The 26,023-nt window shown below is 41.7% G+C and carries 26 protein-coding genes; 16 read left to right on the top strand and 10 right to left on the bottom strand.

All coding sequences use genetic code 11. The features are described from left to right. Positions 1-52 precede the first annotated feature (52 nt). On the top strand, positions 53-610 hold the full coding sequence (locus MTF66_RS00310) for a GbsR/MarR family transcriptional regulator (RefSeq protein WP_054552053.1): 558 nt from the start codon (positions 53-55) through the stop codon (positions 608-610). 595 nt (positions 611-1,205) lie between these two features. After that, positions 1,206-1,619 carry a hypothetical protein gene (locus MTF66_RS00305; RefSeq protein ID WP_248525854.1) on the top strand — a complete coding sequence of 138 codons (414 nt, stop codon included), beginning with the start codon at positions 1,206-1,208 and terminating at the stop codon, positions 1,617-1,619. Between the two features lie 123 nt (positions 1,620-1,742). On the opposite strand, the gene MTF66_RS00300 is transcribed toward MTF66_RS00305, so the two are convergent. Then, positions 1,743-2,768, bottom strand: coding sequence for a lytic murein transglycosylase (locus tag MTF66_RS00300; protein ID WP_248525853.1), 1,026 nt, complete (start codon positions 2,766-2,768; stop codon positions 1,743-1,745). Then, the gene (locus MTF66_RS00295) at positions 2,761-3,042 is read right to left on the bottom strand and encodes a YcgL domain-containing protein (protein ID WP_054552050.1); all 282 of its coding nucleotides are present in this window, start codon (positions 3,040-3,042) and stop codon (positions 2,761-2,763) included. Before MTF66_RS00295 ends, MTF66_RS00300 begins: the two co-directional genes overlap by 8 nt. Positions 3,043-3,198: 156 nt before the next feature. On the opposite strand from MTF66_RS00295, the gene minC reads away from it, so the two are divergent. The 3 genes from minC to minE are packed head-to-tail and all read left to right on the top strand — an operon-like array spanning position 3,199 to position 4,983. Further along, entirely contained in the window at positions 3,199-3,903 is a 705-nt protein-coding gene (gene minC, locus MTF66_RS00290) for a septum site-determining protein MinC (RefSeq protein WP_054552049.1), read from the top strand. Positions 3,904-3,908: 5 nt separating this feature from the next. Next, the gene (gene minD / locus MTF66_RS00285; RefSeq protein ID WP_054552048.1) at positions 3,909-4,718 is read left to right on the top strand and encodes a septum site-determining protein MinD; all 810 of its coding nucleotides are present in this window, start codon (positions 3,909-3,911) and stop codon (positions 4,716-4,718) included. A gap of 1 nt (position 4,719) precedes the next feature. Then, positions 4,720-4,983 (top strand): cell division topological specificity factor MinE, encoded by a 264-nt coding sequence (gene minE, locus MTF66_RS00280; RefSeq protein ID WP_054552047.1) that lies wholly within the window; start codon positions 4,720-4,722, stop codon positions 4,981-4,983. Positions 4,984-5,021: 38 nt separating this feature from the next. On the opposite strand, the gene MTF66_RS00275 is transcribed toward minE, so the two are convergent. Together MTF66_RS00275 and MTF66_RS00270 are read right to left on the bottom strand one after the other, a co-directional pair. Further along, positions 5,022-5,438, bottom strand: coding sequence for a GNAT family N-acetyltransferase (locus MTF66_RS00275; RefSeq protein WP_248525852.1), 417 nt, complete (start codon positions 5,436-5,438; stop codon positions 5,022-5,024). Positions 5,439-5,511: 73 nt separating this feature from the next. Then, positions 5,512-8,301, bottom strand: coding sequence for a TonB-dependent receptor (locus tag MTF66_RS00270; RefSeq protein ID WP_248525851.1), 2,790 nt, complete (start codon positions 8,299-8,301; stop codon positions 5,512-5,514). A 389-nt stretch (positions 8,302-8,690) separates the two neighbouring features. Here MTF66_RS00270 and MTF66_RS00265 point away from each other — a divergent pair, with 389 nt between their 5' ends. Together MTF66_RS00265 and MTF66_RS00260 are read left to right on the top strand one after the other, a co-directional pair. Further along, positions 8,691-9,419 (top strand): copper homeostasis protein CutC, encoded by a 729-nt coding sequence (locus MTF66_RS00265; RefSeq protein WP_248525850.1) that lies wholly within the window; start codon positions 8,691-8,693, stop codon positions 9,417-9,419. 2 nt (positions 9,420-9,421) lie between these two features. Next, a complete protein-coding gene (locus MTF66_RS00260; RefSeq protein ID WP_248525849.1) occupies positions 9,422-10,282 on the top strand; it encodes a BadF/BadG/BcrA/BcrD ATPase family protein in 861 nt (286 codons plus the stop codon). Here MTF66_RS00260 and MTF66_RS00255 read toward each other — a convergent pair. Further along, positions 10,279-11,004, bottom strand: coding sequence for an AraC family transcriptional regulator (locus MTF66_RS00255; RefSeq protein WP_248525845.1), 726 nt, complete (start codon positions 11,002-11,004; stop codon positions 10,279-10,281). The two genes, MTF66_RS00260 and MTF66_RS00255, sit on opposite strands and share 4 nt — an antisense overlap. A gap of 162 nt (positions 11,005-11,166) precedes the next feature. Here MTF66_RS00255 and MTF66_RS00250 point away from each other — a divergent pair, with 162 nt between their 5' ends. The 7 genes from MTF66_RS00250 to MTF66_RS00220 all read left to right on the top strand — a co-directional run bounded on the left by MTF66_RS00250 (position 11,167) and on the right by MTF66_RS00220 (position 18,694). Further along, positions 11,167-12,327 carry a Gfo/Idh/MocA family protein gene (locus tag MTF66_RS00250; protein ID WP_248525844.1) on the top strand — a complete coding sequence of 387 codons (1,161 nt, stop codon included), beginning with the start codon at positions 11,167-11,169 and terminating at the stop codon, positions 12,325-12,327. A 6-nt stretch (positions 12,328-12,333) separates the two neighbouring features. After that, complete coding sequence (locus MTF66_RS00245; RefSeq protein WP_248525843.1) at positions 12,334-13,386, top strand: sugar phosphate isomerase/epimerase; 1,053 nt, start codon at positions 12,334-12,336, stop codon at positions 13,384-13,386. 33 nt (positions 13,387-13,419) lie between these two features. Further along, positions 13,420-14,640: a sugar MFS transporter gene (locus MTF66_RS00240; RefSeq protein WP_248525841.1), complete on the top strand. Its 1,221-nt coding sequence runs from the start codon at positions 13,420-13,422 to the stop codon at positions 14,638-14,640. A gap of 24 nt (positions 14,641-14,664) precedes the next feature. Further along, positions 14,665-15,357 carry a DUF1080 domain-containing protein gene (locus MTF66_RS00235; RefSeq protein ID WP_054552038.1) on the top strand — a complete coding sequence of 231 codons (693 nt, stop codon included), beginning with the start codon at positions 14,665-14,667 and terminating at the stop codon, positions 15,355-15,357. 1 nt (position 15,358) lies between these two features. Further along, complete coding sequence (locus tag MTF66_RS00230; protein ID WP_248525840.1) at positions 15,359-17,038, top strand: GMC family oxidoreductase; 1,680 nt, start codon at positions 15,359-15,361, stop codon at positions 17,036-17,038. Positions 17,039-17,040: 2 nt separating this feature from the next. Continuing rightward, complete coding sequence (locus tag MTF66_RS00225) at positions 17,041-17,796, top strand: gluconate 2-dehydrogenase subunit 3 family protein (protein ID WP_248525838.1); 756 nt, start codon at positions 17,041-17,043, stop codon at positions 17,794-17,796. 67 nt (positions 17,797-17,863) lie between these two features. Beyond that, entirely contained in the window at positions 17,864-18,694 is an 831-nt protein-coding gene (locus MTF66_RS00220) for a sugar phosphate isomerase/epimerase (protein ID WP_248525837.1), read from the top strand. A gap of 85 nt (positions 18,695-18,779) precedes the next feature. Here the strand turns inward: MTF66_RS00220 and MTF66_RS00215 are convergent, their stop codons facing one another. Then, a complete protein-coding gene (locus tag MTF66_RS00215; RefSeq protein ID WP_248525836.1) occupies positions 18,780-19,031 on the bottom strand; it encodes a hypothetical protein in 252 nt (83 codons plus the stop codon). A gap of 857 nt (positions 19,032-19,888) precedes the next feature. Here MTF66_RS00215 and MTF66_RS00210 point away from each other — a divergent pair. Continuing rightward, on the top strand, positions 19,889-20,335 hold the full coding sequence (locus tag MTF66_RS00210) for a hypothetical protein (RefSeq protein ID WP_248525834.1): 447 nt from the start codon (positions 19,889-19,891) through the stop codon (positions 20,333-20,335). A 40-nt stretch (positions 20,336-20,375) separates the two neighbouring features. Here the strand turns inward: MTF66_RS00210 and rnd are convergent, their stop codons facing one another. The 3 genes from rnd to MTF66_RS00195 form a co-directional block, all read right to left on the bottom strand. After that, positions 20,376-21,506 carry a ribonuclease D gene (rnd, locus tag MTF66_RS00205; protein WP_248525833.1) on the bottom strand — a complete coding sequence of 377 codons (1,131 nt, stop codon included), beginning with the start codon at positions 21,504-21,506 and terminating at the stop codon, positions 20,376-20,378. A gap of 48 nt (positions 21,507-21,554) precedes the next feature. Next, the gene (gene fadD / locus MTF66_RS00200) at positions 21,555-23,216 is read right to left on the bottom strand and encodes a long-chain-fatty-acid--CoA ligase FadD (RefSeq protein WP_058584177.1); all 1,662 of its coding nucleotides are present in this window, start codon (positions 23,214-23,216) and stop codon (positions 21,555-21,557) included. Positions 23,217-23,333: 117 nt separating this feature from the next. Next, positions 23,334-24,185 (bottom strand): alpha/beta fold hydrolase, encoded by an 852-nt coding sequence (locus MTF66_RS00195; RefSeq protein ID WP_248525832.1) that lies wholly within the window; start codon positions 24,183-24,185, stop codon positions 23,334-23,336. A 110-nt stretch (positions 24,186-24,295) separates the two neighbouring features. Between MTF66_RS00195 and MTF66_RS00190 the strand changes: the two genes are divergently transcribed. Then, complete coding sequence (locus MTF66_RS00190) at positions 24,296-25,585, top strand: alkaline phosphatase (RefSeq protein WP_054563873.1); 1,290 nt, start codon at positions 24,296-24,298, stop codon at positions 25,583-25,585. 81 nt (positions 25,586-25,666) lie between these two features. Here the strand turns inward: MTF66_RS00190 and MTF66_RS00185 are convergent, their stop codons facing one another. Continuing rightward, the gene (locus tag MTF66_RS00185) at positions 25,667-25,990 is read right to left on the bottom strand and encodes a hypothetical protein (RefSeq protein ID WP_058584175.1); all 324 of its coding nucleotides are present in this window, start codon (positions 25,988-25,990) and stop codon (positions 25,667-25,669) included. Positions 25,991-26,023 lie beyond the last annotated feature (33 nt).

Here is a 26,023-nt window from a genome sequence, read left to right as displayed (position 1 = left end):
TACCCCGAGCGTGCTAGCATTTAATTTCTGAAATTTTTGAATACTAAAAATTATGAGCCTATCTGAAAAAAACTTAGCTTTTGTTATGCACTGCGGTGAAATGGGTAGCCGTTGGGGCTTTAACCGCACCATTGGCCAAATGTGTGGATTATTAACCATTACTAAAGAGCCAATGACCGCCAATGAAATTGCCGATACTTTAAGTATCTCGCGCGGAAACGTAAGTATGGGCATTAAAGAGCTACAGTCTTGGCGCTTAATTAAAGTGCACCATATTCCGGGTGACCGTAAAGAATACTACGGCCCTGCTGGCAGCATTTGGGATATGGCCAACCGCGTATTCGAAGAGCGTAAAAAGCGCGAGATAGACCCAACCCTTAGCCTGCTTCGCGATAACATTCTAGAAGAAGCCCACAATGATGATGAACGCTTTGCTCAGCAGCAAATGCAAGAAATTCACGACCTACTTGAGACTGTTACTAAGTGGTCAGCAGAGCTACAACGCTTAAGCCCTGAACAACTTCAAAGCCTAATGAAACTAGGTTCTGGCATTGGCAAGGTACTTGATTTTAAAGACAAGATTTTGAAAAAGCCGGGGAAAGGGGAATAAGTTAGCGAGTTACTAAGGGCGAGAGTAAAGTTAGCGAGTTACAAGGGGAAAGTTAGCAAGTTACAAGGGGAAAGTTTCGAGTTACGAGAGTAAAATTTGTAGGAGGCGTTTCAACGCCGAATATTTAAGGTTCACGGCTGAAGCCGTTCCTACGGGATTCACCGTAGGCGTGAAACTTGTTTCGCGCGCACTCTTGTAGGTCGTGCTTTAGCGCGATTGAGTGGAAAGTTACAAGTTACGAGAGTAAAGTTTTTAGGAGGCGTTTCAACACCAAACATTTAACCTTCACGGCTGAAGCCGTTCCTACAAAATAATGTCCAAGATTGTGTCGCCATAAATGACGACCTACATCAATATCACCTCTTGGTGTAGGAGCCGTTTTAACGCCGAACATGTAGCAGCAATTTTATATCGCGTCCCATAGCCTAAATCCTAGCGCCTAATGTTTTCTATCATAGGCGTGAAACTTGTTTCGCGCATAACCTTGTAGGTCGTGCTTTAGCGCGTTTTGAACGGGTAATCATAACTACACTTGCCTTTGCTATACTAATGACTAAGCGTTTATTTACGTTCTGACTTAAATGGATCTTAGGCTATGTATAAACAGACAGAAATAAATTACTCGTTGATTATTATTTTATTAGTAATTAGTGCCTTTATAGTTTTCTCGCCTGAACTGGCTGGCCTCAAAATAATTATATTATCGATAAACCTGCTTGTTACTTTGCTGTTCTTTTCACTAACAATAGTCATCGATGAGCAAACGCTTCGTTGGTATTTTGGGTTTGGGATTATTAGCAAAGATATTGAATTATCTCAGATTGCAGACACCTCAGCTTACAAAACAAAGTGGTATCAAGGAATTGGCATTCGTGTGCTAAGCGATGGCTGGTTATACAATGCGTCAGTTGGACAAGCCGTTAAAATAACTTTAAATGACGGAAAAAACATATACCTTGGCTGTAAAGACGTTGATGCACTGCAAAAAGCACTCAAAGTAAAGGTTTAAAAATTGTATCGTGGGGAAAGTTTGCAAGTTTGTAGGAGGCGTTTTAACGCCGAATAAGTTAGCAAGTTGCTCGGGTAAAACTTGTAGCTTTACCCTTGGTACTTGCTAACTTTTATTAATCAATTACTTAATCGCTGGGTAACCGATGCGATCTGATAAGTAACCAACACTGGTTGCAAAGTAATACGAGCGATTCCAGTGCATAAGTGCTTTGTAGTTATCGTAGGCTAGATACATACGGCCGTTTACGTCATCTGGCATTACCATTGCGGCGGTAACATCAACGTTTGGTAAGTCGCTACCATCCATTTTACGAACACCGATTGCTTGCCAATCAGCAAGGCTGCGCTCTGAATCTTTCCAATACTCTAACCATTGGCTGCGAGTTCTAGTGCCACGCTTAAGAATATTTGAGTTATCAAAGCCTTCAGGTAATTTAACTTGGCGACCCCAAGTTAAATCATCGTTCCAACCTGCTTGTTTAAGGTAGTTAGCAATTGAAGCGAATGCGTCTTCTTCTGTGGTCCAAATGTCTTTACGGCCATCACCATTGTAATCAACAGCGTAAGCGTTAAATGAGGTTGGCATAAACTGCGTTTGCCCCATTGCACCAGCCCATGAGCCTTTGAACTTATCTAGGGTAATGTGACCCTCTTTTAAGATATCAAGCGCTGCCCAAAGTTGGTTTTTATACATGGTTTCGCGGCGACCATCAAAAGCAAGTGTAACTAATGATGCAATTACACTGTGACCACCTTGGATTCTACCAAAGTTACTTTCAAGGCCCCAAAGTGCAACAATAAAGCGTGCTTGAACGCCGTATTCTTTGGCTACTTTTTCAAGAACGTCTTGGTTTTCTTTGTATAACTTACGCGCGCGGTCAATTTTCCATTGCGGCACACGTTTTGGTAAATAAGTTTCGAGGGTTTCTTTTACTTCTGGCTGATTTTTATCAGCTGAGATCACTTTCTTTTTGAATTTAGCTGTTGCAAGTGCTTGATCAACTAAGGCTTCATCATAGCCTTTTTCAAGTGCTTCTTTTTTTAATGCTGCAACGTAAACGTCAAAATCAGCTTGTGTCTTTTGTTCTGCCAATACTGAAGTACTTAGTGAAGCACTGAGTAAAATGACGGCAAGTTTTTTAATCACTCTCAACTCCCTTGTCTTTTTTAAATTGGGTTAACAGATTTTCTTCCGGCGGAGGTAATTGCAAGTAGAACCCCTGGTCAATTAACGCTTGCTTAACCGCGTCTAAGTCTGCCACACCTAACTTTTCGCGGCTCGCTAGATTAATCATCATCACGTACTTAGGTTGACCAAACGTTTCTAGTAATGGTTCAGGTACGCGTGAGAAATCATCTCTTTTTTCTACAAAAAGGTATGTATCCGCTTTTTTAATACTTTTATACACCGCAGTTAGCATTATGGCCCTATAATATCTTGCTTAACGAAGGCGCACACTATAACATGAGTGATATAATAAGTTAGAAAAAATAGATTAGATTTTTACTGTATATGCCTTGTTCAGCCTGTGTTTATACTTAAATGATGCTAATCCAGACAATTCAATTGAGCGTGTATGTCGGAACAAATTTTTGAATTAAAAGGGAACCTTTTTACGTTATCTGTTTTACATTTATTTTCAGCAGATACAGCCCTTTTAAGTAAGCAGTTAGATGAGAAAATCGCCCAAGCACCTAAGTTCTTTGCCGGTGCGCCTATCGTAATCAACTTAAGCGACGTACAAGATGAAGCGCTTGATTTCTCTTTCTTAAAATCAATGTTAAGCGGCCTTTCGTTAAACCCTGTTGGGGTTTGTAATGGCTCTCAAGAGCAAAACGAAAGCGCAAAAGCTGCGGGCCTGTCGGTGTTAAATTATTCACAAGACGTTAAGGGTGCAACCGCTAAACAACAAACAAATACATCTATCGTTGAAAAAACCGTTCACCTGCCTGCGCAAGTTATTCATGGCACTGTACGTTCGGGCCAGCAAGTGTATGCAAAAGACCGCGACCTAATCGTAATTGGTGCTGTAAGTCATGGCGCCGAAGTGATTAGCGATGGCAACGTGCACATTTATGGCACCCTTCGCGGCCGTGCAATTGCAGGGGCTAAAGGTTACAACGAAGCAAATATATTTTGCCAAAAATTAGAAGCAGAACTTGTTTCGATTAATGGTAGTTATTGGATCAGCGACTCTCTACAAGGTGAACACTGGGGCAGCGCAGTACAAATCCAACAAAAAAATGATTCATTAGAAATTTCAGCTTTGGTTAAAGGATAAATCTCATGGCAAAAGTGATTGTCGTTACTTCTGGTAAAGGTGGTGTTGGTAAAACCACATCGAGTGCTGCGATTGGCACAGGTTTAGCGCTTAAAGGCTTTAAAACCGTTATTATCGACTTTGATATCGGTCTACGTAATCTTGACCTTATCATGGGTTGTGAACGCCGTGTTGTTTATGATTTCGTAAACGTAATCAATGGCGAAGCTAACCTAAATCAAGCACTTATTAAAGATAAGCGCGTTGATAAGCTACATATTTTACCTGCCTCACAAACCCGTGATAAAGACGCCCTAACCCGTGACGGTGTTGAGCGCGTACTAAACGAGCTGAAAAAAGATTTTGATTACATTGTGTGTGATTCTCCAGCGGGTATCGAAGCTGGTGCAATGATGGCAATGTACTTCGCTGATGAAGCGATTGTAACAACGAACCCAGAAGTATCATCAGTACGTGACTCTGACCGTATTCTTGGCATTTTACACAGCAAATCAAAACGTGCTGAAGAAGGCCTTGAAAGCGTAAAAGAACATCTACTATTAACTCGCTATAATCCTGAGCGTGTTGAAAAAGGCGAAATGCTTTCGGTAGAAGACGTACAAGAAATCTTAGCGATTAAACTACTGGGCGTTATTCCTGAATCACAAGCTGTACTTAGTGCATCGAACTCTGGTCAACCGGTTATCCTTGATGGTGAATCGGATGCAGGCCAAGCATACACAGATGCAATCAATCGTTTATTAGGCGAAACTGTTGATTTTCGTTTCTTAGACGTAGAGAAAAAAGGCTTATTTAAACGGATTTTTGGAGGTTAATGTGTCTTTACTTGACTACTTCCGCTCAGAAAAGAAAAGCAGTGCGTCATTAGCAAAAGAGCGATTGCAGATCATTGTCGCGCACGAACGTTCACAGCGTGGTACACCAGATTACTTACCACAGCTAAAACAAGACATCCTTGATGTTATTCGTAAATACGTGAATGTAAACACTGATGCAGTTCAGGTGCAGTTTGACCAAAACGAAGATGACTTAGCCGTACTTGAGCTAAACGTCACCTTACCTGACGAAGAAAAGAAATAGTCAAAATTGGGCGCTTAGTTTTTTAACAGCGCCCTTTTTTATTTCTGCCACTGCATATGAAACTCATAGTCGTCTTCGCCTAGAGTTTTAAACCCTGCCCGTTGATATAGCCCATACGCTGGATTCGCTTTTAGCACCGTTAAATTAATCTCTGCTGTTTGCGCTTTTAGTGCATCTAACACCTTAGTGCCTAACCCTTTGCCCTGCTCTTTAGGTGCAATTTGTAGCTGTAATAAACTGATTGCTTGGTCACTCACGATGAATTTGGCAGCGCCTACACATTGCCCATCATTTAACACTAAATGACTGTGCTCAAAATGCTCAGCCACTCTTGCTTGATGCTGTTCAAGTGATAAAAATAACCCTTGATTTTCTAAGTGCTCAACCATGGTATTTAATCTTAAGTCGAGTAAATAGGCTTTGTCTTGCTCTGTAGCTGCTAAAAATTTAATCATTATTGTCTTAAAAAAGAAAAAGGTACTTTAATAAAAGTACCTTTTTAGGTTGCAACAAACAACATTTCTTGGGTTAGAAATTATAATTTGCGCCTAAGTAAAAACGGCGGCCTGAATATTGGTTATAGGTAAAGCGATTGCTTTGTTTCCAATAACCTTCTTCTATTTCTTCCGTTAGGTTCACCACTGACGCGGTAAACGAAAGATCTTCTGTTAGGTTATACGAGGCATTTACATCTAGCTGACCATAGTCTTTGGTATACAAGTTGTAGCCTTGGTGAATACCGTTGGCACGGTCATCTTTCCAGTTGTAAGACGCACGAACACTAAAGTCGTCATTCTCAAAGTACACCGACACATTATATTGGTGCTTAGCGGTGCCTGGTATTTCGGCTTCTGTTTTTTGCCCGTCTGTCGAGACTTCGCTGGTGCTGGTATCTGTGTAGGTATAGTTAGTTAAAATACCAAAACCATTATCAAATGAGTGCTGGAAGAACAGCTCTAAACCTTCTGATTTTGCATCACCCCCACCCACTTTGGTGTTCATTTCGACTTCGATTGGGCCGTTACAACAATCGTGTTCTCGCTCTACAATTTCTACTGTCGAGATTGGTAGGTTAGAGATATCTTTTGAGAATAACGTGGCACCCAGTGCAGAACCATCGCCGTAATACCATTCTATACCTAAATCAAATTGGTCAGATAACATAGGTTCAAGGCCTGTGTTTACCGAGGTACCATTACCACGGCCTGTCCAAGAATCTGGTGAGTTAATATTAACTGGTGGACCGTAAGACTCGGCTTGGCTTAAGTCTGAATAGCTCACTCTGGCCATGGTGCGTGCTGCTGCAAAGCGCACCACAAGATCTTCGGTTGCATCCCATGCAAGGTTAAAGCTTGGTAGTACTTCACTGCCATCGCTACTGCGCTCGTTTGGATCGGTGTCATCATCATCTTGACCAATGACATCATCGTAGGTCAAAGTGCTTAGCTCTGTATTCACATAACGCACACCTACATTACCGCGGAAATCTTGCCATTCAAAATCAGCTTGGGTGTAAACAGACCAAATTTTCTCTTCTAGGGCGTACGTGCCCGAAAGTGTTGGCACCACTGTTTGGCTAAAGTTTTCTTTTAAGTAGTTATCAAGGGCTCCAAAATCGAACGCTAAGAAGTTAAATGCACCTGTATCACCTGCACTGTTATCAACTACATGGTCGCTTACCAATGTTGGTGCATCTGGGTGAAAATCTGGATTATGGAACCACTCAGTTCCTGGTAAGTAGCCGCGGTAGCCACCGTTATCCGCTATACCGTCATCCCAACGAAAGTCGTTACGAATGCCTTTAATTTCGTGGTCGCGGTATTTAGCACCTACATATACGCGGCTGAAAAAGTTTCCATCAAGGTCAAATTTTACATCTGTTTGAATGTAATCTTCTGAGTCTTCATTTTCAGATGAGTATGAGTCAAACCAATCATAATATTGATATGCTTCTTTATCGGTGGCTAAATCAGTCGACACTTCGTAGCTTGGTTTACCGTTTTCAATTGACCATAACCAGCTGTTTACTGAGCCTAAACGCGCATCAATATTGGCGTAGGTTTCTTTTGAAGTACCGCCTTCAGCTTCAGTATGACCCAGTTTTACTGTAACACTGTAAGTATCGCCATAATAAGTGCCTTCAAAATCATAGGTATTTGATTTTGACTCGCCAAAACGCTCACGCCCTGTTAACTGCGGTGATAACAAACCACGGCGAACAGCCACACCACCATTTACATCAGCATCACCCCAGTTATTATCATTAAGTAAACCATTATCGCCATTACCGTAAGCAACCACAGTATCGCCATCAAGCACAATACCGTAATACGGGTTGTGATTATCGTTCCACTCGGCAAAAGTAATGCTTTGTCCTGTTTGGTCGTAGCCTAACTTGGCACCAAAATAGTTAAAGTTTAAATCAAGTCTGTCACTCGGTACCCACTGAACGGCCACTTGATAACCATCGCGTGTGCGGTCTTGGTTTGAGTTATTAACACTCATCGCACGCGGTGCCCACACATTGTTGTACACTTCGCCAGTGGCTTGGTCTACAAGCGCTGGACGCTCTGCCCCTTCAACGGTATCTGAGTGAAAACGCCAGTGTGATGCGTTGTTAGTGATGGTTGTTACGGTGCGATCTTGACGAGTAAAGCCGGCAAGCACACCAAAGTTTTCGTCGTCATTTTTCCACGAATACAGCACGTTGACTTGCGGCTTAGTGTCTTCAGACACATCATCGTAAGTCACCTCGGCACTTAGTGCCCCTGAATTTGCTTCCATCTCAAGCGGTTTACGGGTGTGTAAAATAACCGTACCACCAATACCGCCTTCATCGATGCGTGCTTCAGCACTTTTGTACACTTCTACACTTTTGATCATGCTTGAAGGCAATAACGTGTAATTAAAACTACGGGTTGGAGTACCAGAACCTGATGAAGCAATATAATTACCGTTTAATTGAGTGAGCGTCCAATCCGGTGATGTACCACGAATACTCACGCGGCTACCTTCGCCACCGTCGCGGTCAATCAAAACGCCCGATACACGTTGCAATGAATCAGCGACGTTTTTATCAGGAAACTTACCAATATCCTCTGCGGTGATTGCATCAACTGTCGCCGTTGAAAGTCGTTTTATTGCTAAGTTTTCTGCAGTTGAGGAACGAATACCTCGTACTTCAATTACTTCTACATCTTCATTTGCTTGCTCTGCTGCGTAACTTGTATTGATTGCCGCCAGTAGCGAAATCAAAATTGCATTGCGTTTAAAGTGCCGTCCTTGCCCTTTTGTATTTATTGCAGTTTGCTTGCCCATGCCTATCTCCAATTGTGTGTTCTGTTTTTGTTTATGAGGCTTTAATTCTCAAAAAACGATTTATTGTTGTCGGTTTTTAAACTGATTATTGGTAGTTAACAGCTTGTTAAACTCAAACTCAGAATAGGGTGAGTGGTCAAAAAGTGATAATAAAAATTCGGTGAGAGATATGACAAAATCGGCGTTAGGAATATTTTATATTCATTTTTATATTTTCTGAATTATAGTTAAGCTCAGCGAATTTGAGTTAACTAGATCAGAAAAACAAACTCAAAAATACATTTAACACATTGATAATAAATAACAATTATTGCTCCGATATATTTATTAATGAATCTCAAATTGAGTAACTAAAAAATAGGTGTAATAGATATGGTAAAAACACGCCCATGAACAATGGTAAATTTCTCGAAGTATGCCTAAACGAAGGGTGCTTTAAGCAACTCGCTAACAACATTTCAATGGCTAGTAACTTAGGCACAAAGCGCTTTGAATTGTGCAGTAATTTACACCTATGTGGCCTGACACCAAGTGTTAAAGCAATTGATTACGCTGTAAAAAGCCTGACCAATAACGCAGAGTTAGTGGTGATGATCCGCCCCGAAGCAGGCAACTTTATTGTTAGTGCTGAATGTCGCAACCTAATGCAAAAACAAATAACAATGGCAGCGAATGCGGGGGCACATGGCGTGGTATTTGGTGCAGTAAAGCACGGCGAACTTGATTTAGAAGTGACCCGCTCTTTAGTTGCCACAGCCAAACAGCATGGCCTGATGGTGACCTTTCACCGTGCATTCGATACTCTTACAAACCCGTTAAGCACACTTGATAAACTGATTAGCTTAGGCGTTGACCGCGTATTAACAGCAGGCACGCCATGGCAAAGCGGTCAAAGTGCTGTAGATGGTCTAAATCAGCTCAACACATACTTAACGCAAAGCGCGAATCAAATAGAAATTGTTATGGGAGGTAGTGTGACCATAGAAAACGCGGAAGCACTTTGGCAATTAATAAAGAACCATTCAGCCAATGCAGCTGTGCATGTACACTCATGTGTGCACAACGATAACGGTGCAATTAACGCTGAGGCTATCAATAAGCTTCTTTCAAAGGATTAATCATGGCAACGTATTTTTTAGGTATTGATGGCGGTGGCAGTAAGTGTAAAGTTCGTTTAGAAAACGAAAGCGGCTCACTACTTAGCGAAGCCATAAGTGGTTCAGCAAACGTGGCCACCAGCTGCCAACAAAGCCAAGAGTCAATACTTCACGCCACTGAACTTGCTTTTCATGAGGCAGGGCTTACCTTAAGCGAGCTGAAAAACACTTATGCGCATGCAGGACTTGCCGGTGCCAATATCGACTCAGCTTACCAAGCTATGACCAAATGGCAGCACCCTTTTGCTAAATTTACCCTGTCAACAGATATGCTGATTGCCTGTAAAGGCGCACATCAACACCATGATGGTGCGGTGATTATTCTGGGCACGGGCTTTTGCGCAGGCTACCAGCAGCAAAACCAATTTAACGAATTAGGTGGTTACGGATTATTACTGAGCGATGGTGCCAGTGGTGGTTGGTTAGGCTTACAACTTTGCCGTAAAGCATTTGAAGTGCTTGATGGTGTTGCGCAAAGTTCAGCTGCAATAGATACCCTACTCACCCAGCTTAACTGCGACTCAAGCCAAGCATTAAGTCAGCGTTTAATATCAGCGCGCCCGGCTGAGCTTGCCAAATTTGCGCCGCTCGTTTTTAGCCATTCTGACGATGCTTTTTGTCAGCAATTAATCAATGAAGCGTGCGCATTCATTACCCGTTATATCACGTACTTTGAAAAGCAAGGCATTAAAAACGTTACTTTGATGGGCGGTATTGCTAGTGCTATCACGCCTTACTTAACTTATGCCAGTAAAGCGCGTTTAACCCCCGCCCTTGCCAGTGCAGAGCAAGGGGCTATTTTAATGGCAAGCGCTGCAATTTAATCACCTAATTGCGAGCGCATTTGTGAAGGGATTTCGCCAAACAAACGCCGAAATTGTTTGCTGAAGTAACTTGGTTCAGAAAACCCGCACTGGTAGGCTACTTGTGAAATGGGCAGTTGCGTTTCAATCAGTAGCTTGCGGGCATTTTCAAGGCGTACTTCGTTTATAAATTGATTGGGTGTTTTTGCTAAGTGCTTTTTAAAACGACGCTCTAAAGCACTTACCGACAAATGCGCAAGCTCTGCTAATTCATCAATGCTGATCTGACGATGATAATGCTCGCGAATAAATTTTACCGGCTCTTCAATTGCCCTTACATGAGAAAGCGCTTTTGAGGTTTTTTGTAGATGTCGGGTCACTCCGTAAGTGCCAATCACATTGCCATCGTGATCTTTTAAAGCATGCTTTGATGTTGAAAACCAACCAAGCTCGCCTTGCTGGGTTTGGTTAAGCTCTAAACGGTCGGTTACTATGTAGCCTTCCATCACCCGTTTATCGTCATTGACGTACTGAAACGCAAGGTGCTTTGGCGAAAAATCAAAGTCTGTTTTTAGCAATATTTGCTCCAGTGTTTTATAACCCTGATGCTCAATAAAATGCTGATTACAATGTAAGATTCTACTATCTGTGTCTTTTACCCAAAAGAGGATATCTGGCAGTAAATCAAATGCAGCAATTAGCTGATTTACGCCAGCTTTTTTTATTATTTCTTGAATACCCATCGCTTAAATTTGTCTCTATAAAGAATAGCCCCACATATTTTAAACGCCGATTTTGTTGCATTGTCAACCGAATTTTTATTAGCGCTTATTGGTTAAGCTTTCCTATTATCAATAACATGATATTAACAGTAGCAAACGCTATTTAAATTAGGAGCGCTTAAGATGATCAAAGCTAAGATCCGCATGGCAATGGTAGGCGGTGGCGATGGTGCCTTCATTGGCGCTATTCATCGAATTGCAGCGCGGTTAGACGGAATGATTGAGCTTGTTGCAGGCGCATTCAGTTCAGACGCAAACAAATGCAAAGCAACTGGCGAACTACTTGGGCTTGATAGCAGCCGTTGCTACGACAGTTACCATACGCTATTTACCGAAGAAGCAAAATTACCCGCTGATGAGCGTATTGATTTTGTGGCTATTGTCACCCCAAACCATTTACATTTTCCGGTCGCGAAAATGGCGCTTGAGTATGGCTTTCATGTGCTCTCAGATAAACCTGCAACGCTCACTCTCGCAGAAGCAGAGCAATTAGAAAGCATCATTGCAAAGCAGCAGGTTTTATATGGCTTAACCCACACTTACACCGGTTACCCAATGGTCAAAGAAGCCAAGCATCGCGTAAAAGCAGGCGAGCTCGGCACCATACGTAAAATCATTGTTGAGTACACCCAAGGCTGGTTATCTCAACGTGAAGACGAGGGCTCAAAGCAAGCGAGCTGGCGTCTAGACACCAGTAAGGCTGGCATTAGTTGTTGTATGGGTGACATTGGCGTTCATGCGGCTAACTTAGCCGAGTATGTCTCTGATCTCGAAATCACCGAGCTTTGCGCCGATTTAAACCATGTAGTTGAAGGCCGAGCACTTGATGATGATGGCACTGTGCTACTTAGATTCAAAAATGGTTGTAAAGGCGTTTTACTGGCAAGCCAAATTGCTGTTGGCGATGAAAACAACTTACGTCTGCGAATTTATGGCGATAAAGCCAGCCTTGAGTGGTCGCAACTTGAGCCAAATAGCTTATGGCTACGAGGCCACAATCAAGCCGCAACATTACTTAGAGCGGGCGTAGGTGAATTACACCCTGACACGCAAAATGCCCTGCGCGCCCCTGCCGGTCACCCAGAAGGCTACCTTGAAGCATTTGCCAACATTTACAGCAATTTTGCAGCGCAGATCCATGCATTTAAGCAAGGCGATAACGCAACAAATTCAGCATTTGATGTGCCAGGCATCAATGAGGCTGTGCGTGGTATGGCGTTTATTGAGCATGTTGTTGCTTCAGCTAAACAAGATACTAAATGGCACAAATTACAGATTGGATAATAAAGAATGAATAAAATCAAAGGGCCAGCAATATTTTTGGCGCAGTTTATTTCAGAGCAAGCCCCGTTCAATAGCTTTCAAAGTTTATGTGAGTGGGCAAGCGGTTTAGGTTACAAAGCAATTCAAGTGCCAACCTCAAACCCGACTATTTTTGATTTAGAAAAAGCAGCTCAAAGCCAGCAATACTGCGATGAAGTCACTGGTATTGCCACAGAGTATGGACTTACAATTTCAGAGCTATCAACACATTTGCAAGGCCAGTTAATTGCTGTACACCCTGCGTACGATGAAATGTTTGATAACTTTGCCGCAGAGCATGTAAAAGATAACCCTGCAGCGCGAACTAAGTGGGCAACAGAGCAACTGATGATGGCTGCTAAAGCAAGTAAAAACCTTGGTTTAACAACCCATGCGACGTTCTCGGGTTCTTTTTTATGGCATACCTTTTACCCGTGGCCACAGCGTCCACAAGGACTTGTTGAACAAGGCTTTAGTGAGCTAGCTAAGCGTTGGTTACCTATTTTAGATTGCTTTGACGAGCATGGTGTGGACGTATGTTATGAATTGCATCCGGGTGAAGACCTACATGATGGTGTGACATTTGAGCGCTTTTTAGCGGCAACCAATAATCACCCACGCGTGAATATTCTTTATGATCCGAGCCATTTTGTATTGCAACAGCTCGACTATTTAGCGTTTATCGATATTTATCATTCGCGCATTAAAGCGTTTCATGTCAAAGATGCCGAATTTATCGCAAATGGCCGCTCAGGTGTTTATGGCGGGTTTCAAAACTGGCAAGACCGACCAGGACGATTTCGTTCTTTAGGTGATGGCCAAGTAGATTTTAAGCAAATTTTCAGCAAGTTAACTCAATATGGTTTTGATGGTTGGGCTGTACTTGAATGGGAATGCTGCTTAAAGCACCCAGAAGATGGAGCAAGAGAAGGCGCTGAGTTTATTAAAGCACACTTAATAAACCCAACAGACAAAGCCTTTGACGATTTTGCCAGTGGCACAACAAACACTGAGCGTAATAATCGAATTTTAGGTTTATAAACCGACAACAATAGAACACACAGGACACACAATATGGACAACAATAATTATAACCGCATAGTCTTTCGGCTTTGCTGTATAGCACTGATTGTGACCTCTATGACCTTTGCCATTCGTGCTGGTATTTTGGGTCAACTTGGCAGTGAGTTTGGCTTAACCGACACCGAATTAGGTTGGGTTAATGCCATGGCATTTTTAGGCTTTCCGGTTGCAACTATGGTCGGCGGGATTATTTATAATGCCATTGGCGCGAAAAAATTAGTGGCGTTAGCGTTTATCTGTCATTTACTTGGCCTTGTTTTAACCATCACTGCTGATGGTTTTTGGGGCTTACTGGTTTCTACCTTTTTAATTGGTTTTGCCAACGGCGCTGTTGAAGCGGGCTGTAACCCGCTGATTGCAGAAATGTACCCTAAAAACACCACCACTATGCTAAACCGTTTTCATGTTTGGTTCCCTGGTGGCATTGTGATTGGCGCACTTGCGTCGAATTTTATGTCGGCAGCAGGTTTAAACTGGCAATGGCAAGTGGCTTTAATTTTAGTTCCTACGGTTATCTATGGCGCTATGCTGATCAAAGCGCAGTTTCCACGCTTTGATACGCGTACTCACTCAACTAGCAGCAATATTCGCCACTTATTCACGCCGTTATACATCTTTTTAATTGCCTGCATGACATTCACCGCAACCACTGAGTTTGGCACACAGCAATGGATTGAGCGTATTTTAGGTTCATCGGGTGCCTCTCCTATGGTGGTGTTAGCCTTGATCACCGGCCTAATGGCGGTTGGTCGCTTCTTTGCAGGCCCTATTGTGCATAAGCTCAACCCTACCGGTGTATTACTTGGCTCTGCCATTTGTGCAAGCTTAGGTATCTTTATGATGAGCCAAGCCGAGGGCGGCATGATTTATATAGCGGCCATATTATTTGCACTTGGCGTTACCTACTTTTGGCCAACCATGCTTGGCTGCGTTGCAGAATACATTCCAAAGTCAGGGGCGCTGGGTATGTCGTTAATGGGCGGTGCAGGCATGTTTGCTATGAGCATCTGGAACCCTGTAATTGGAAGCTGGATAGATACGGCACGCTCATCAGCAGAAGCAAGTGGCGCTAGCGCTGAACAAATTGAAATTTTAGCCGGACAGGCTGTATTACAAAACCTACTGATCTTCCCAATTATTTTAATCGTCGCATTCATTGGGTTGCATTTAGTAATTAATAACAACAAACGCACCGAAAAATGTGCGTCTTAAGCAAGTAAATCGTCGAGGAACACTATGTTTAAATCTCTTAAAGCACTGACTTTAATGCTCACCGTTAGTAGCTGTGCACTCGCTAATGCGGCTGATAATCAGCTTACACAACAAGAAAAGCAAGCTGGCTGGCAGTTGTTGTTTGACGGCAAAGATATGTCGCAATGGCGTAATTTTAAAAGCGAATCTTTAAATCCTGCATGGGTCGTTGAAGATGGCGCTATGACATTAACTAAAGGTGGTGGCGACCTACTGACTAAAAAGCAGTACCAAAACTTTGAATTACAGATTGATTGGAAAATCTCTACCAAAGGTAATAGCGGTATTTTTGTATTGGCTGATGAAACCGGACAGATGATTTACTCTCATGCGCCTGAAATTCAAATTATCGATAACGAAGAACACCCGGATACCGAAATTGACTCGCACTTAGCAGGGTCAATTTACGATTTATTTGCTGCACCAGTTGCGGCGCACAAACCAGCAAATAGCTGGAACCATGTACGCATTAAAATGCAAGACAACCACTTACAAGTTTGGCAAAACGGTATAAGCACCACCAGCATTGTGATTGGCAGTACAACATGGAACACCCTTGTAAAAGGCAGTAAGTTTGCAACCTGGAAAAACTTTGCAACGGCTGAACAAGGTCATATCGGGCTTCAAGACCATGGTGACAAAGTGTGGTTTAAAAATATAAAAATCAAGGAGCTATAAGATGTCTGATTTTAAACATAAGGTATTAGTTGTTGGCTCTGGTGCTGGCGGTGCAATGGCCGCATACACGTTAACCAAGCTTGGTCACAAGGTGTTATTACTTGAAGCGGGCCGTAATTATGACCCGAAAACAGAAAGCCCGATGTTTCGTCGTAACAACGAAGCCCCACTTATGGGTGCAGGTAACAAAGACAAAAACTTTGGCTTTTACGACGCAACCGTTGATGGAGGCTGGCAAGTACCTGATGAGCCATATACTAGCGCCAAAGGGAGCGACTTTTATTGGTGGCGCGCACGTATGCTAGGTGGTCGAACAAACCACTGGGGCCGCTATTCATTACGCTTTAGTGAGCACGATTTTAAAGGTAAAAGCCGTGATGGTCACGGTGCCGACTGGCCATTTGAATACGCTGATTTAGCACCTTGGTACGATAAAACAGAAGAGCTTGTGGGTGTCTGTGGCACCAATACTGGCCATGAAGATATGCCAGATTCGTCACCGGGTATTTTACAGCCGCCACCAAAGCCCCGTGTTCCTGAGCTTTTAATTGCCGCTTCTGCAAAGAAAATGGGCATTCAAGCAGTACCGATGCATCGCGCGGTATTAACTCGCCCGAAAGATGATCGCATGGCGTGTTTTTATGCAACGCCTTGTGGTTCTGGTTGTTCAATTGGTGCTGCCTTTCAAACTACGACATCATTACTGCCAATGGCAAAAGCCACTGGTAACTTAAAAGTTATTACTGATGCCATGGTTAAATCAGTTAAGGTTGATGATCAAGGTAAAGTCACTGGCGTCACCTATGTTGATAAGCACTCAGTAACCGAGCACGCTGTTGATGCCGATGTGGTTATCTTAGCGGCTAGCGCCTGTGAATCAGCGCGTATTTTATTAAACTCAAAGAATAAAAAGCACCCTAAAGGCCTTGCTAATTCAAGTGGTCAAGTAGGTCGAAACTTAATGGATTCGACGGGTGCGTGGTTAGGTGCGCAAATTCCGGCACTTAAAGGTCGCCCACGTTATAACGAAGATGGACATACCGCTAATCACTTATTTATTCCTTGGTGGGGTCATCAAGCACAAGCTAACAATGAATTAGATTTTCCACGTGGTTATCACTTTGAAATTGGCAGTGGCTTTGGTCAGCCGGGCTCGGGTGTGTCTGGTAATAAACAAGGCTATGGCCCTGCCCTTAAACAACAAATTCGTGATGCATATGGCTCTTACGTTGGCTTTGCCCTGCGTGGAGAGATGTTACCGAACAAAGATACCTACATGGAGATTGACGAAAACGTTAAAGACAAATGGGGTATTCCGGTATCAAAGTTTCACTTTAAGTGGTCTGACAGAGAGTTAAAGCAAATCGAACATGGTTTAAAAACCGCGAAACAAATCCTAGAAAACATGGGTGCGACCGTTGGCGAACTCCCGCCTGCTGAAAAGGCTATTTCAAAAGGTGGCGAAATCATTCACGAAGTGGGCACTACACGAATGGGCAGTTCAAAGAAAGACTCAGTCACCAATCAATGGGGTCAAACATGGGATTGTAATAACCTATTTGTAATGGATGCCGGTGTATTTGCTTCTAACCCTCATAAAAACTGTACGCTCACCATCATGACACTGGCAATGCGTAATTCAACTTGGCTTGCTCAACAAATTGATAACGGGGTACTTTAATTATGCATCATCGTAACGAACACGATTCATATAACTATGTTTCTAACATGAGCCGCCGTGAGTCTTTAAAATGGCTTGGCTTATTAGCAGCAGGCTCGGCGGTTGGTTTAACTGCTGGCTGCACAAAAGCACTTGAAGATGACGGTGCCGTCTCTGCAAAAGAGCATTGGCCTGATTTAGATATTAAGCCTGTAACCACTAAAGGCTATGGTCAAGACCCTAATTTGGTGATGCCACCAGAATCACCTTGGCCACTAACCTTAACCGCAGACGAGCTTACGTTAGTAGCATTATTAGCTGATTACATTGTGCCACGCGAAGGCGCTATTCCCTCAGCCAGTGAGCTAGAAGTACCGGCGGTTATTAATGAGTGGGTGAGCGCGCCTTATGAAGGCCAACAACGCGATAGAATTAAAATTTTAAACTCACTAGCGTGGCTTAACGATGAAGCACAGCTTCGTTTTAAAAAACAATTTTTTGCACTTAATGAAAAGCAACACCGCGCGATTTTAGACGATATTGCGTTTTTAAACGAGCAAACACCTCTGCAATTTCAGCGTATTGGTAAAGCATTTTTACGCTTTAAAGAGTTAGTGCTTGCTGCCTTTTTCTGCACACCTGAAGGCTGTAAAGACATAGGTTACCTAGGTAATGTTCCTATTGCAGGTGATTACCCAGGTCCTTCTGATGAAGCAAAAGCCCATTTAGATCAGGTTTTAGCTGAGCTTGGTTTAAGCGAGTACGCCTATACCGATTAACTTTCCCCCTTGTGTTATTTGTAACACGGTGCAGGGGGTCAGCCCCCTGCTTTTTTAGGATTTAAGTATGTTTAAAACCCGCATTTTATTGCTCATTATTAGCCTTGTATTTAGTGGTCAATTATTCGCAAAACTGCCAGTGAGTGTGCAGTTATGGTCAGTCAAAGACACCTTAAAAAATGACTTTCATGGTACGCTTAAGTCACTTGCCGAAATGGGGTTGGACGGCGTGGAGTTTGCCGGAGACTTTGGCCCATACTCACATAACCCAGCAGCCTTAAAAGCAGAGCTCAGTGAATTAGGCTTAGTTGCCAGTAGTGCCCATATAGGCTTTGATGCACTCAGTGAAAACACTATTGATAGCACCCTGCTGTTTTACAAGACCCTTGGCGTTACTACACTTTATGTACCTTGGGATGAAAGAGCATGGCACCCTGAGGGAGTTAAATCTCTAGTTAAAGAACTCACTAAAGTCTGTGATTACGCAACCCGCTTTGATATGAAGATCGGTTTTCACAATCATAATAAAGAGTTTAATGCATTTAATAACGCAACGTTTTGGGATTATATTGCCACTAATACACCCAAGACTATGCCATTGCAGTTAGATATTGGCTGGGTCAATTACGCTGCTAAAGATCCAATCTACTTTATCAAAAAGTACCCTAACCGCACTCTTGCTACGCACATTAAAGTTCGTACGATTGAGGGGAGCAACATGAGCCCGATAATCGGCGAAAACAACATTGATTGGCCTGCCATCATCGATACTTTAGAGTCGCACGGAAACACCAAATGGTTAGTGCTTGAGCAAGAAGAATATCCAAACGGATTAACCCCACTACAAAGCGTTGCTAAATCAAAACAAAACTTAGATAAGATTTTACTTGGTTTGTAGGGTTATTTTAGGAATGAGCTCGCTTTAAACAAGTGAGCTCATGATTGAGGTTTAATTTAAGTAGCCGTTTACTAATAGCTCTATATTAAGGTTCATCTTGCCAAGAGCTACTACCTTCAGTACGTTTTGCAAAGCTTTCTGGTTTCCTGATTGGTTTATCTATGCTTTTATAGAATATCAAGATTCCAGCTCCACCTATGACGGGGAGTAACCAAACCAGCACTATTTGTGCTACTTTTTGAAAAGTTTCAAAATCATTTCTTTTATAAATTACTAAACTAATCAAAATATTGAACACTATTAGCAACCCCAAGCCTGCTAGTGCATAGTTTCCCATACCTTAATCCTATTGATGTCAAAAACATTCAGTAAAAACAACCGAACGACGGCTTAAATTGTTTGTTATACGCTTTAAAACGAACAGCTAATCGTCCTTTCTTCGGTGTTTAAAGATAAATCGCCCAAATTGAAAACACAAAACTAAAAATACAATGAGAAAAATAAGTCCATTTACCCACTCAGGCAAAAACTCCACAATCTTTGGAGCAATGAGTTTTAGAATACCGAAAACTGCTACGATGAGAAGAATGAATGCAGTCCCTTTCACAAAAGCACTCCTAAATTTCCGTTCAATGCATCTGTTTATATTTTAAAAATACCAACGTCAAAATTAATTACGGGAATATCCTTAAACGTACCACCCATCTCGCATAGGGACATAAAGGGTGGCTATATTAACAAGCGAGGACGATTCACACTCTTTAATCCCAGCATGTTCCTCCCAGATCTACAGCGGTTTGTTATGTGGCTTACCTCTTTGATATAGTTTTAACAAATTACTTAAGGTATTGCTATCACAAGTTTTTTAAAATCTTTTATGTAAAGTTAAATACATTAATATACTCACGTCGATCATTTTCATAAGAATATGTGCAAAGAACTGCTTGGCAGTTTTCAATGGAACATTATCCTTAATGAAGATATATAACGTCGCTTATTCTACCAACCTATTTTACATTTATTATTATATCTTTCATCGTTCAACATCTTATTTAATTTCAACAAGCTAAATAAAACACAGCATTAAAAATTAATAATAAAACATTAAAAATTGCGTTTACTTTCATTTGTTCGGCAGATTGTTTTATCTAAGTAGCGAAGTACTATATTAAAAAAGCCTCTCAGGGACTGAGAATGAAAGTATTGAATTTAAGGAAGAGTTCAGAGAAAAGCACACTTGCGATCCTCGTGACTTTAGCCGTCTTAACATTGTCTATTCTAAAAGCGACATCCCAAAAGCATCCACTTTATGACCTGCTTTTGCTGGCTTTTATGCTTACATCAATAGTAATTATTTTATTAGTGTTGAGCAGTAAAAATGAGCTGACTATATGTCGTCATGGAATTTTTTACAGTTCAGCGTTTGGAAGTGTTCATATTGAGCCAAACAAAACTAAACTAATTAAACAATATTCTAAATATGGTTTTAATTGTGTGGTAATCATTGGTCATGGCTATTTTATATTCGCGCCATTTTATTATTTAACGTCGAGACAAAAACAACGACTTAAACGATATGATAATAACTTGCTGTATTGGTTAGAGGTAACGCGTAAACGCAGCAAGTTTCAGGGCTTCTAGTACGAATACAAATCACACAAAAACCCTTTGAAGTAGTTACTTAGTTTTGCCACTCTTTAAGTACGTCTTTCACATATTCATAGCGCCATGAATTAAACAGGTCTGGCTTTGATGCGGCTTTACGCTCATGGGCATCGAGCTTCCAGTTCCAGCTGATCAGTTGGTTAATCTGTTTTTTAGAGGCCAATACATCTTCAGGAATACCCTGCTCTTTTGCAGCTTTGGTAATTTTTTGTTTAATATCTTTAGCGGCTTTTTTATATGCCGGAAAATCGATTAAACGTTTTAGTTGTGCAGGTTGTTCGCTTACAGGGACGGCTTTACCACGCTCAATACATTTTAAAATTTCAACGCCCGAACGATTCACTTCCATTGGCTCAACACCTGGCACTCTGCGTAACGCATTTAAACTTGCAGGCTTACGCTTAGCTATTTCAACCATGTTGTGCTCTTTTACCACAAAGTTAAGCGCGAGGTTTTTGCGCTCTGCCTTTTCACGGCGCCATGCGGCAAGTTCGCGCAATACCGCTAAGTCGTGCGGTCTTAGTTGCCATGCATTTTTAATGTCTTTATAAAGCTGCTCTGCTGGTGGTTGGTAAGCACGTTTTTGCGCTACTAACTCGCTTTCGCTGATCACGATGTCAAAAAAGCCAGCTTCATTAATTTGTTTTTTAATAATTTCAAAACAAGGCAGTAAGTGATACGTATCGGCAGCGGCATAATCTAGTTGTTTTTCTGTTAGCGGGCGCTGTAACCAGTTAGTGCGCGATTCACTTTTATCAATTTCGATATCAAGTAACTCTTTCACCATGTGGGCAAAGCCCATGCAGTTTCCATGACCTAGTATTTGTAGAGCAAATTGGGTATCAAACAGCGGTGTTGGTACAAAGCCAGCGTATTTTTGAAACACTTCAATATCTTCTGACGGTGAATGCAATACTTTTAACACCTCTGGGTTTTTAAGTACTTGCCAAAAATCAAAGAGCGACAACTCAGCCAGTGGGTCGATTAACGCTAAATGCTCACCATCGTATACTTGAATAAGTGCAACTTCAGGGTAAAGCGTACGACGACGCATAAACTCGGTATCAATTGCCAGTACCGGTTTTCCTGTTATTTTTTCTACAAAATCATTTAATTGATTTTGCGTTTCGATCAGTTGATATTGCACTTATACCCCTTTCTTTACCATAAAAAAGCCGGCTAATGCCGGCTTTAATTATTTTTGTTCGTCCTTTAAGGCTCTTCTTAGAATCTTACCAACGTTTGTTTTTGGTAGTTCATCTCTAAACTCAACGAGTTTAGGCACCTTATAGTTCGTTAAATTATCACGACAGTGCTTTATTATATCTTTTTCAGTTAAAGATTGATCTTTTTTCACGACAAAAACTTTAACTTGTTCGCCACTGACCTCGTGAGGGATACCGATAGCTGCTACTTCAAGCACGCCATCGTGCATAGCAACAACTTCTTCGATCTCATTTGGGAACACGTTGAAGCCAGATACAATAATCATGTCTTTCTTACGATCAACAATATAGAAGAAACCTTCATCATCGTAAGTTGCAATATCACCTGTTGCAAACCAACCGTCTTTTAAGCACTCGGCTGTTGCATCTGGGCGGTTATAGTAACCTTGCATAACTTGTGGGCCTTTAACCCAAAGCTCGCCTGGCTCCCCTTTTGCTGCTTCTTCACCATTTTCAAGCATAAGCTTAATATCAGTGCTAGGAGCAGGTAAACCAATTGAACCGTTATAACCTTCAAGGTCGTAAGGGCTAACAGTTACAAGTGGTGCACACTCAGTTAGGCCATAACCTTCCATTAATTTGGTTTTTGTTACAGCTTGCCATTTTTCAGCAACTGGACGCTGTACCGCCATACCACCGCCAAGTGACATTTTTAAGCTTGAGAAATCAAGTTCAGCAAAACCTGGGGTATTTAGTAAACCGTTAAATAGCGTATTTACACCTGTTACCGCAGTAAATTTGTGTTGTGCTAACTCTTTTACAAAGCCAGGCATATCACGAGGGTTTGTAATAAGTACGTTTAAACCACCGTATTTCATAAATGTTAGGCAGTTCGCTGTCAGAGCAAAGATGTGATAAAGCGGCAGTGCCGTAATAACCACTTCTTTTCCGCGATCTAACACGTTATCTAGACAACCTGATACTTGTTCAAGGTTACCAACCATGTTGCCATGCGATAGCATTGCACCTTTAGATACACCCGTTGTACCACCTGTGTATTGCAAGAATGCTAAGTCGTTTAAATCAACATCTGGCTTTTTATAGCTCGCTTCGTTACCAGCAAGTGTATCGGCAAATTTGATTACATTTGGCAATGAGTAGCTAGGCACCATTTTCTTAACGTGCTTAACCACAAAGTTAACGATGTGCTTTTTAAGGCCGCCCACCATATCACCCACTTGGGTAACCACAATGTGCTTAACGTTGGTTTTTGGTAATGCTTTTTCTAGGGTATCGGCAAAGTTAGCAAGAATGAAAATTGCTGATGACTCTGAGTCATTTAACTGATGCTCTAATTCACGCACAGTGTAAAGTGGGTTTACGTTCACCACTACACAGCCTGCACGAAGAATACCTAAAATAGTCACAGGCGTTTGCAGTAGATTCGGCATCATCACCGCTACTTTATCGCCTTTTTTCAGACCAAGATCATTTTGAATGTACGACGCAACACGTTTTGTAGCACTGTCTAACTCACTATAGGTCAACACTTTACCCATGTTGGTAAAGGCTGGAAGGTCACTATAGTCAGCAAAACTTTTTTCAAACAAGTCGAGTAGCGAGTGATAATGCTCAGGGTCGATTGTTTCAGGCATACCTTCTGGGTAGCGTTTAAGCCAGATTTTTTCCACTCTTAGCTCCTGTTTATAATTATATTTTTTAATAACCTTAATCTAACTAAGGCCGTTTCTCAATGGAGTAAATACTCTAATGGTGCAGATAATCCCACATTTGGTGCAATTATACAATTAACTTGCTTTATACTGCCCAATAAATGCATGAATGTGCTCTAAGGTTAATGCAGGACTTTGCATATGGCAATGGTGACCTCCAGGTATCTCATGAATTTTTAACTCCTTGTAATATTTACCATATGCCTCTAGGTTATCTCTAACAAAAGGGTAACCCTTATTCCCTAGGATAAGCTGACATGGTGCGTTAATTTGTTTGATAGTTGCAATACATTGTGCCTCATCAAAGCGAAATCCTGAGTGATTTTTAAGCTTTGGATCGGTTGTTAAATACCACTTACCTGCTTTTTCGTAACTATTTCGTGTCATTAATAGCTCTGCTTGTTGGTATTCAAGGTCGCCACTTGCAAGCCTTGCACTAATAATGTGCGCTTTTGAGTCAAATGCACGAGGGCCTTTGCTGTTTACCCGCGCTCTATTTAATATCGCTTTGCGAAGTTGGCCGCTCATTTCATTGCTGTTGGTTGTAACGCAGCCGATTCCCTCAATAAAGTTTACCGATGCCACCTTTTCAGGAAAGCAGCTCGCAAAAACGCCAGCGACCATAGCGCCCATAGAATGGCCAACTAAATGCACTTTCGTTACATCAAGTGACTCAATAAACTTAAATACATCATCTACATAATCAATAAAGTAATAGTGGGCGTCACTGCTTCGCCAATCAGATAAACCATGGCCAGGAAAATCAAGGCAATACCAACGCTGGTTTAACTGCGCGTTTTGTAACATAGGTATGTAACTATGTGCGTTATCAAGCCAACCATGTAAGGCAATCACAACCTCTTCGCCATGACCAAAGGTTAGGCCATGCATTGCCTGAGTGCCAGTTTGAAAAGAAAAAGGTTGCACAATTACTCCTATTTATTAAGCGTTTCAACTTAAAGGCGTTTATTTATCGTCTGGCTAGTATACAATAATCCTCGCAGTATAAATAAGGGCACAATAATAAGGTTACATCAATGAAATTAAAATTAAGTCTTTTAGCATTATTATGCTCAGCAGGCTCAGTAATGGCTGAATCAGCACCAAAAAACATCATTTATATGATTGGTGATGGTATGGGCCCGGCGTACACAACTGCATATCGTTACTTTAAAGATGATCCAAATACTAAAGTTGTTGACCCAACTGTTTTCGATACTATTTTGCGTGGTATGGCACATACCTACCCTGACGATCATACCTATGTAACAGACAGCGCAGCAGGTGCAACAGCTCTAAGCAGTGGTCATAAAAGTTATAATGGCGCAATTGCCGTTGATACTGATAAAAAACCAGTAAAAACTATGCTTGAAGTTGCTAAAGAGCGCGGTATGACAACAGCACTCGTAGCTACTTCGCAAATCAACCACGCTACACCTGCAAGCTTTGCTTCGCACAACGAATCACGCCGTAACTACGACGAGATTGCTAACGACTATATCGATAACAAAATTGCGGGTAAATTACCGGTTGATTTAATGCTAGGTGGCGGTACGAAATATTACGTTCGTGAAGACCGTAACCTTGTAGAAGAGTTTAAAGCGGCTGGCTATCAGTACAGCGATGACTTTGCAGCAATGAATGACTTGAAGCAAGTTCCAGCGCTTGGTTTATTCGCTGAAGTTGGTTTACCGTTTGCGCTTGACGAAAATCCAACGCGCCTTACGCAAATGACAACTAAAGCACTTGATTTACTTGATGGTCAAAACGACAAAGGTTTCTTTGTGATGATCGAAGGTAGCCAAATTGACTGGTGTGGTCATGCAAACGACATTGCATGTGCAATGGGCGAAATGGATGACTTTGCTAAATCGATTGAACAAGCAAAAGCGTATGTAGATAAAAACCCAGATACTCTGCTTGTTATCACTGCCGATCACTCAACAGGTGGCTTAACACTAGGTGCTCATGGTCAATATAAGTGGGAAACAGACGTTGTTAAAGGTGTTAAAGCAACTGCTGGCACTATCACAAAAGATCTACTTGAAAGCGATGACTTAAAAGCAGTATGGCAAAAGTATTCTGATATCGAGTTTACTGATGCAAACAGCATTAAGCTTAGCCAAGCTAAGAAAATGGGTGATAAAGCACTACTACTTGCAGTAAAAGATATTATCAATCATGCCAGCTTCACAGGTTGGACTACTGGCGGCCACACCGCTATTGATGTACAAGTATTTGCCTATGGTAAACGTGCTGAAGATTTCTACGGTTCGCAAAACAATACTGCGATTGCCGACAAACTGATTGATTATATTAAACAGTAATTTATATTGAATACTGTCCAATCATAAAAAAAGCCTAAACATTTTGTTTAGGCTTTTTTGTAGATATGTTTTACCAGTTAGCTAAGCATATACATCAACCCCAATAAGGCTTTGCACTTCGGCGCGGCGCTCTAAGTTAGCAAATTCCGTATAGGTTGAAATAGCGCGACTGGTTTTTGGGTTGCTTGGTTTGTCATAAATTGTTTGCTGATAGTTTTGCGACTCAGCTTTAAATTCATCAGCAATAGCAACAGCTTGAGGGCTTGATTTAACATACTCTGTTGACGATTTTTGCTCAGCCGTTTGATCTGATATAGCTTTGGGCTTATCAGTAACGGTATTTTTACGGCTATATTGACCGGGAATGTCACCGGTATAAAAGCCTGAGCCAATAGGTAAAGTCAAACTCGTAATTCCACATCAAACATGACTAAATTA

The sequence above is a fragment of the Pseudoalteromonas sp. 2CM39R genome (assembly GCF_023161845.1).
The sequence above is the reverse complement of the archived record's forward strand: the minus strand, read 5'-3'. Positions and strand labels throughout refer to the sequence as shown.

Coding starts and splice junctions, on each gene's coding strand:
- MTF66_RS00235 (WP_054552038.1), top strand. CDS start 14,665: ATGTTTAAATCTCTTAAAGCACTGACTTTAATGCTCACCGTTAGTAGC.
- MTF66_RS00265 (WP_248525850.1), top strand. CDS start 8,691: ATGAACAATGGTAAATTTCTCGAAGTATGCCTAAACGAAGGGTGCTTT.
- MTF66_RS00220 (WP_248525837.1), top strand. CDS start 17,864: ATGTTTAAAACCCGCATTTTATTGCTCATTATTAGCCTTGTATTTAGT.
- MTF66_RS00270 (WP_248525851.1), bottom strand. CDS start 8,301: ATGGGCAAGCAAACTGCAATAAATACAAAAGGGCAAGGACGGCACTTT.
- MTF66_RS00190 (WP_054563873.1), top strand. CDS start 24,296: ATGAAATTAAAATTAAGTCTTTTAGCATTATTATGCTCAGCAGGCTCA.
- MTF66_RS00305 (WP_248525854.1), top strand. CDS start 1,206: ATGTATAAACAGACAGAAATAAATTACTCGTTGATTATTATTTTATTA.
- MTF66_RS00210 (WP_248525834.1), top strand. CDS start 19,889: ATGAAAGTATTGAATTTAAGGAAGAGTTCAGAGAAAAGCACACTTGCG.
- minD (WP_054552048.1), top strand. CDS start 3,909: ATGGCAAAAGTGATTGTCGTTACTTCTGGTAAAGGTGGTGTTGGTAAA.
- minC (WP_054552049.1), top strand. CDS start 3,199: ATGTCGGAACAAATTTTTGAATTAAAAGGGAACCTTTTTACGTTATCT.
- MTF66_RS00225 (WP_248525838.1), top strand. CDS start 17,041: ATGCATCATCGTAACGAACACGATTCATATAACTATGTTTCTAACATG.
- MTF66_RS00275 (WP_248525852.1), bottom strand. CDS start 5,438: ATGATTAAATTTTTAGCAGCTACAGAGCAAGACAAAGCCTATTTACTC.
- MTF66_RS00310 (WP_054552053.1), top strand. CDS start 53: ATGAGCCTATCTGAAAAAAACTTAGCTTTTGTTATGCACTGCGGTGAA.
- MTF66_RS00260 (WP_248525849.1), top strand. CDS start 9,422: ATGGCAACGTATTTTTTAGGTATTGATGGCGGTGGCAGTAAGTGTAAA.
- MTF66_RS00250 (WP_248525844.1), top strand. CDS start 11,167: ATGATCAAAGCTAAGATCCGCATGGCAATGGTAGGCGGTGGCGATGGT.
- MTF66_RS00240 (WP_248525841.1), top strand. CDS start 13,420: ATGGACAACAATAATTATAACCGCATAGTCTTTCGGCTTTGCTGTATA.
- MTF66_RS00255 (WP_248525845.1), bottom strand. CDS start 11,004: ATGGGTATTCAAGAAATAATAAAAAAAGCTGGCGTAAATCAGCTAATT.
- MTF66_RS00245 (WP_248525843.1), top strand. CDS start 12,334: ATGAATAAAATCAAAGGGCCAGCAATATTTTTGGCGCAGTTTATTTCA.
- MTF66_RS00295 (WP_054552050.1), bottom strand. CDS start 3,042: ATGCTAACTGCGGTGTATAAAAGTATTAAAAAAGCGGATACATACCTT.
- MTF66_RS00230 (WP_248525840.1), top strand. CDS start 15,359: ATGTCTGATTTTAAACATAAGGTATTAGTTGTTGGCTCTGGTGCTGGC.
- MTF66_RS00215 (WP_248525836.1), bottom strand. CDS start 19,031: ATGGGAAACTATGCACTAGCAGGCTTGGGGTTGCTAATAGTGTTCAAT.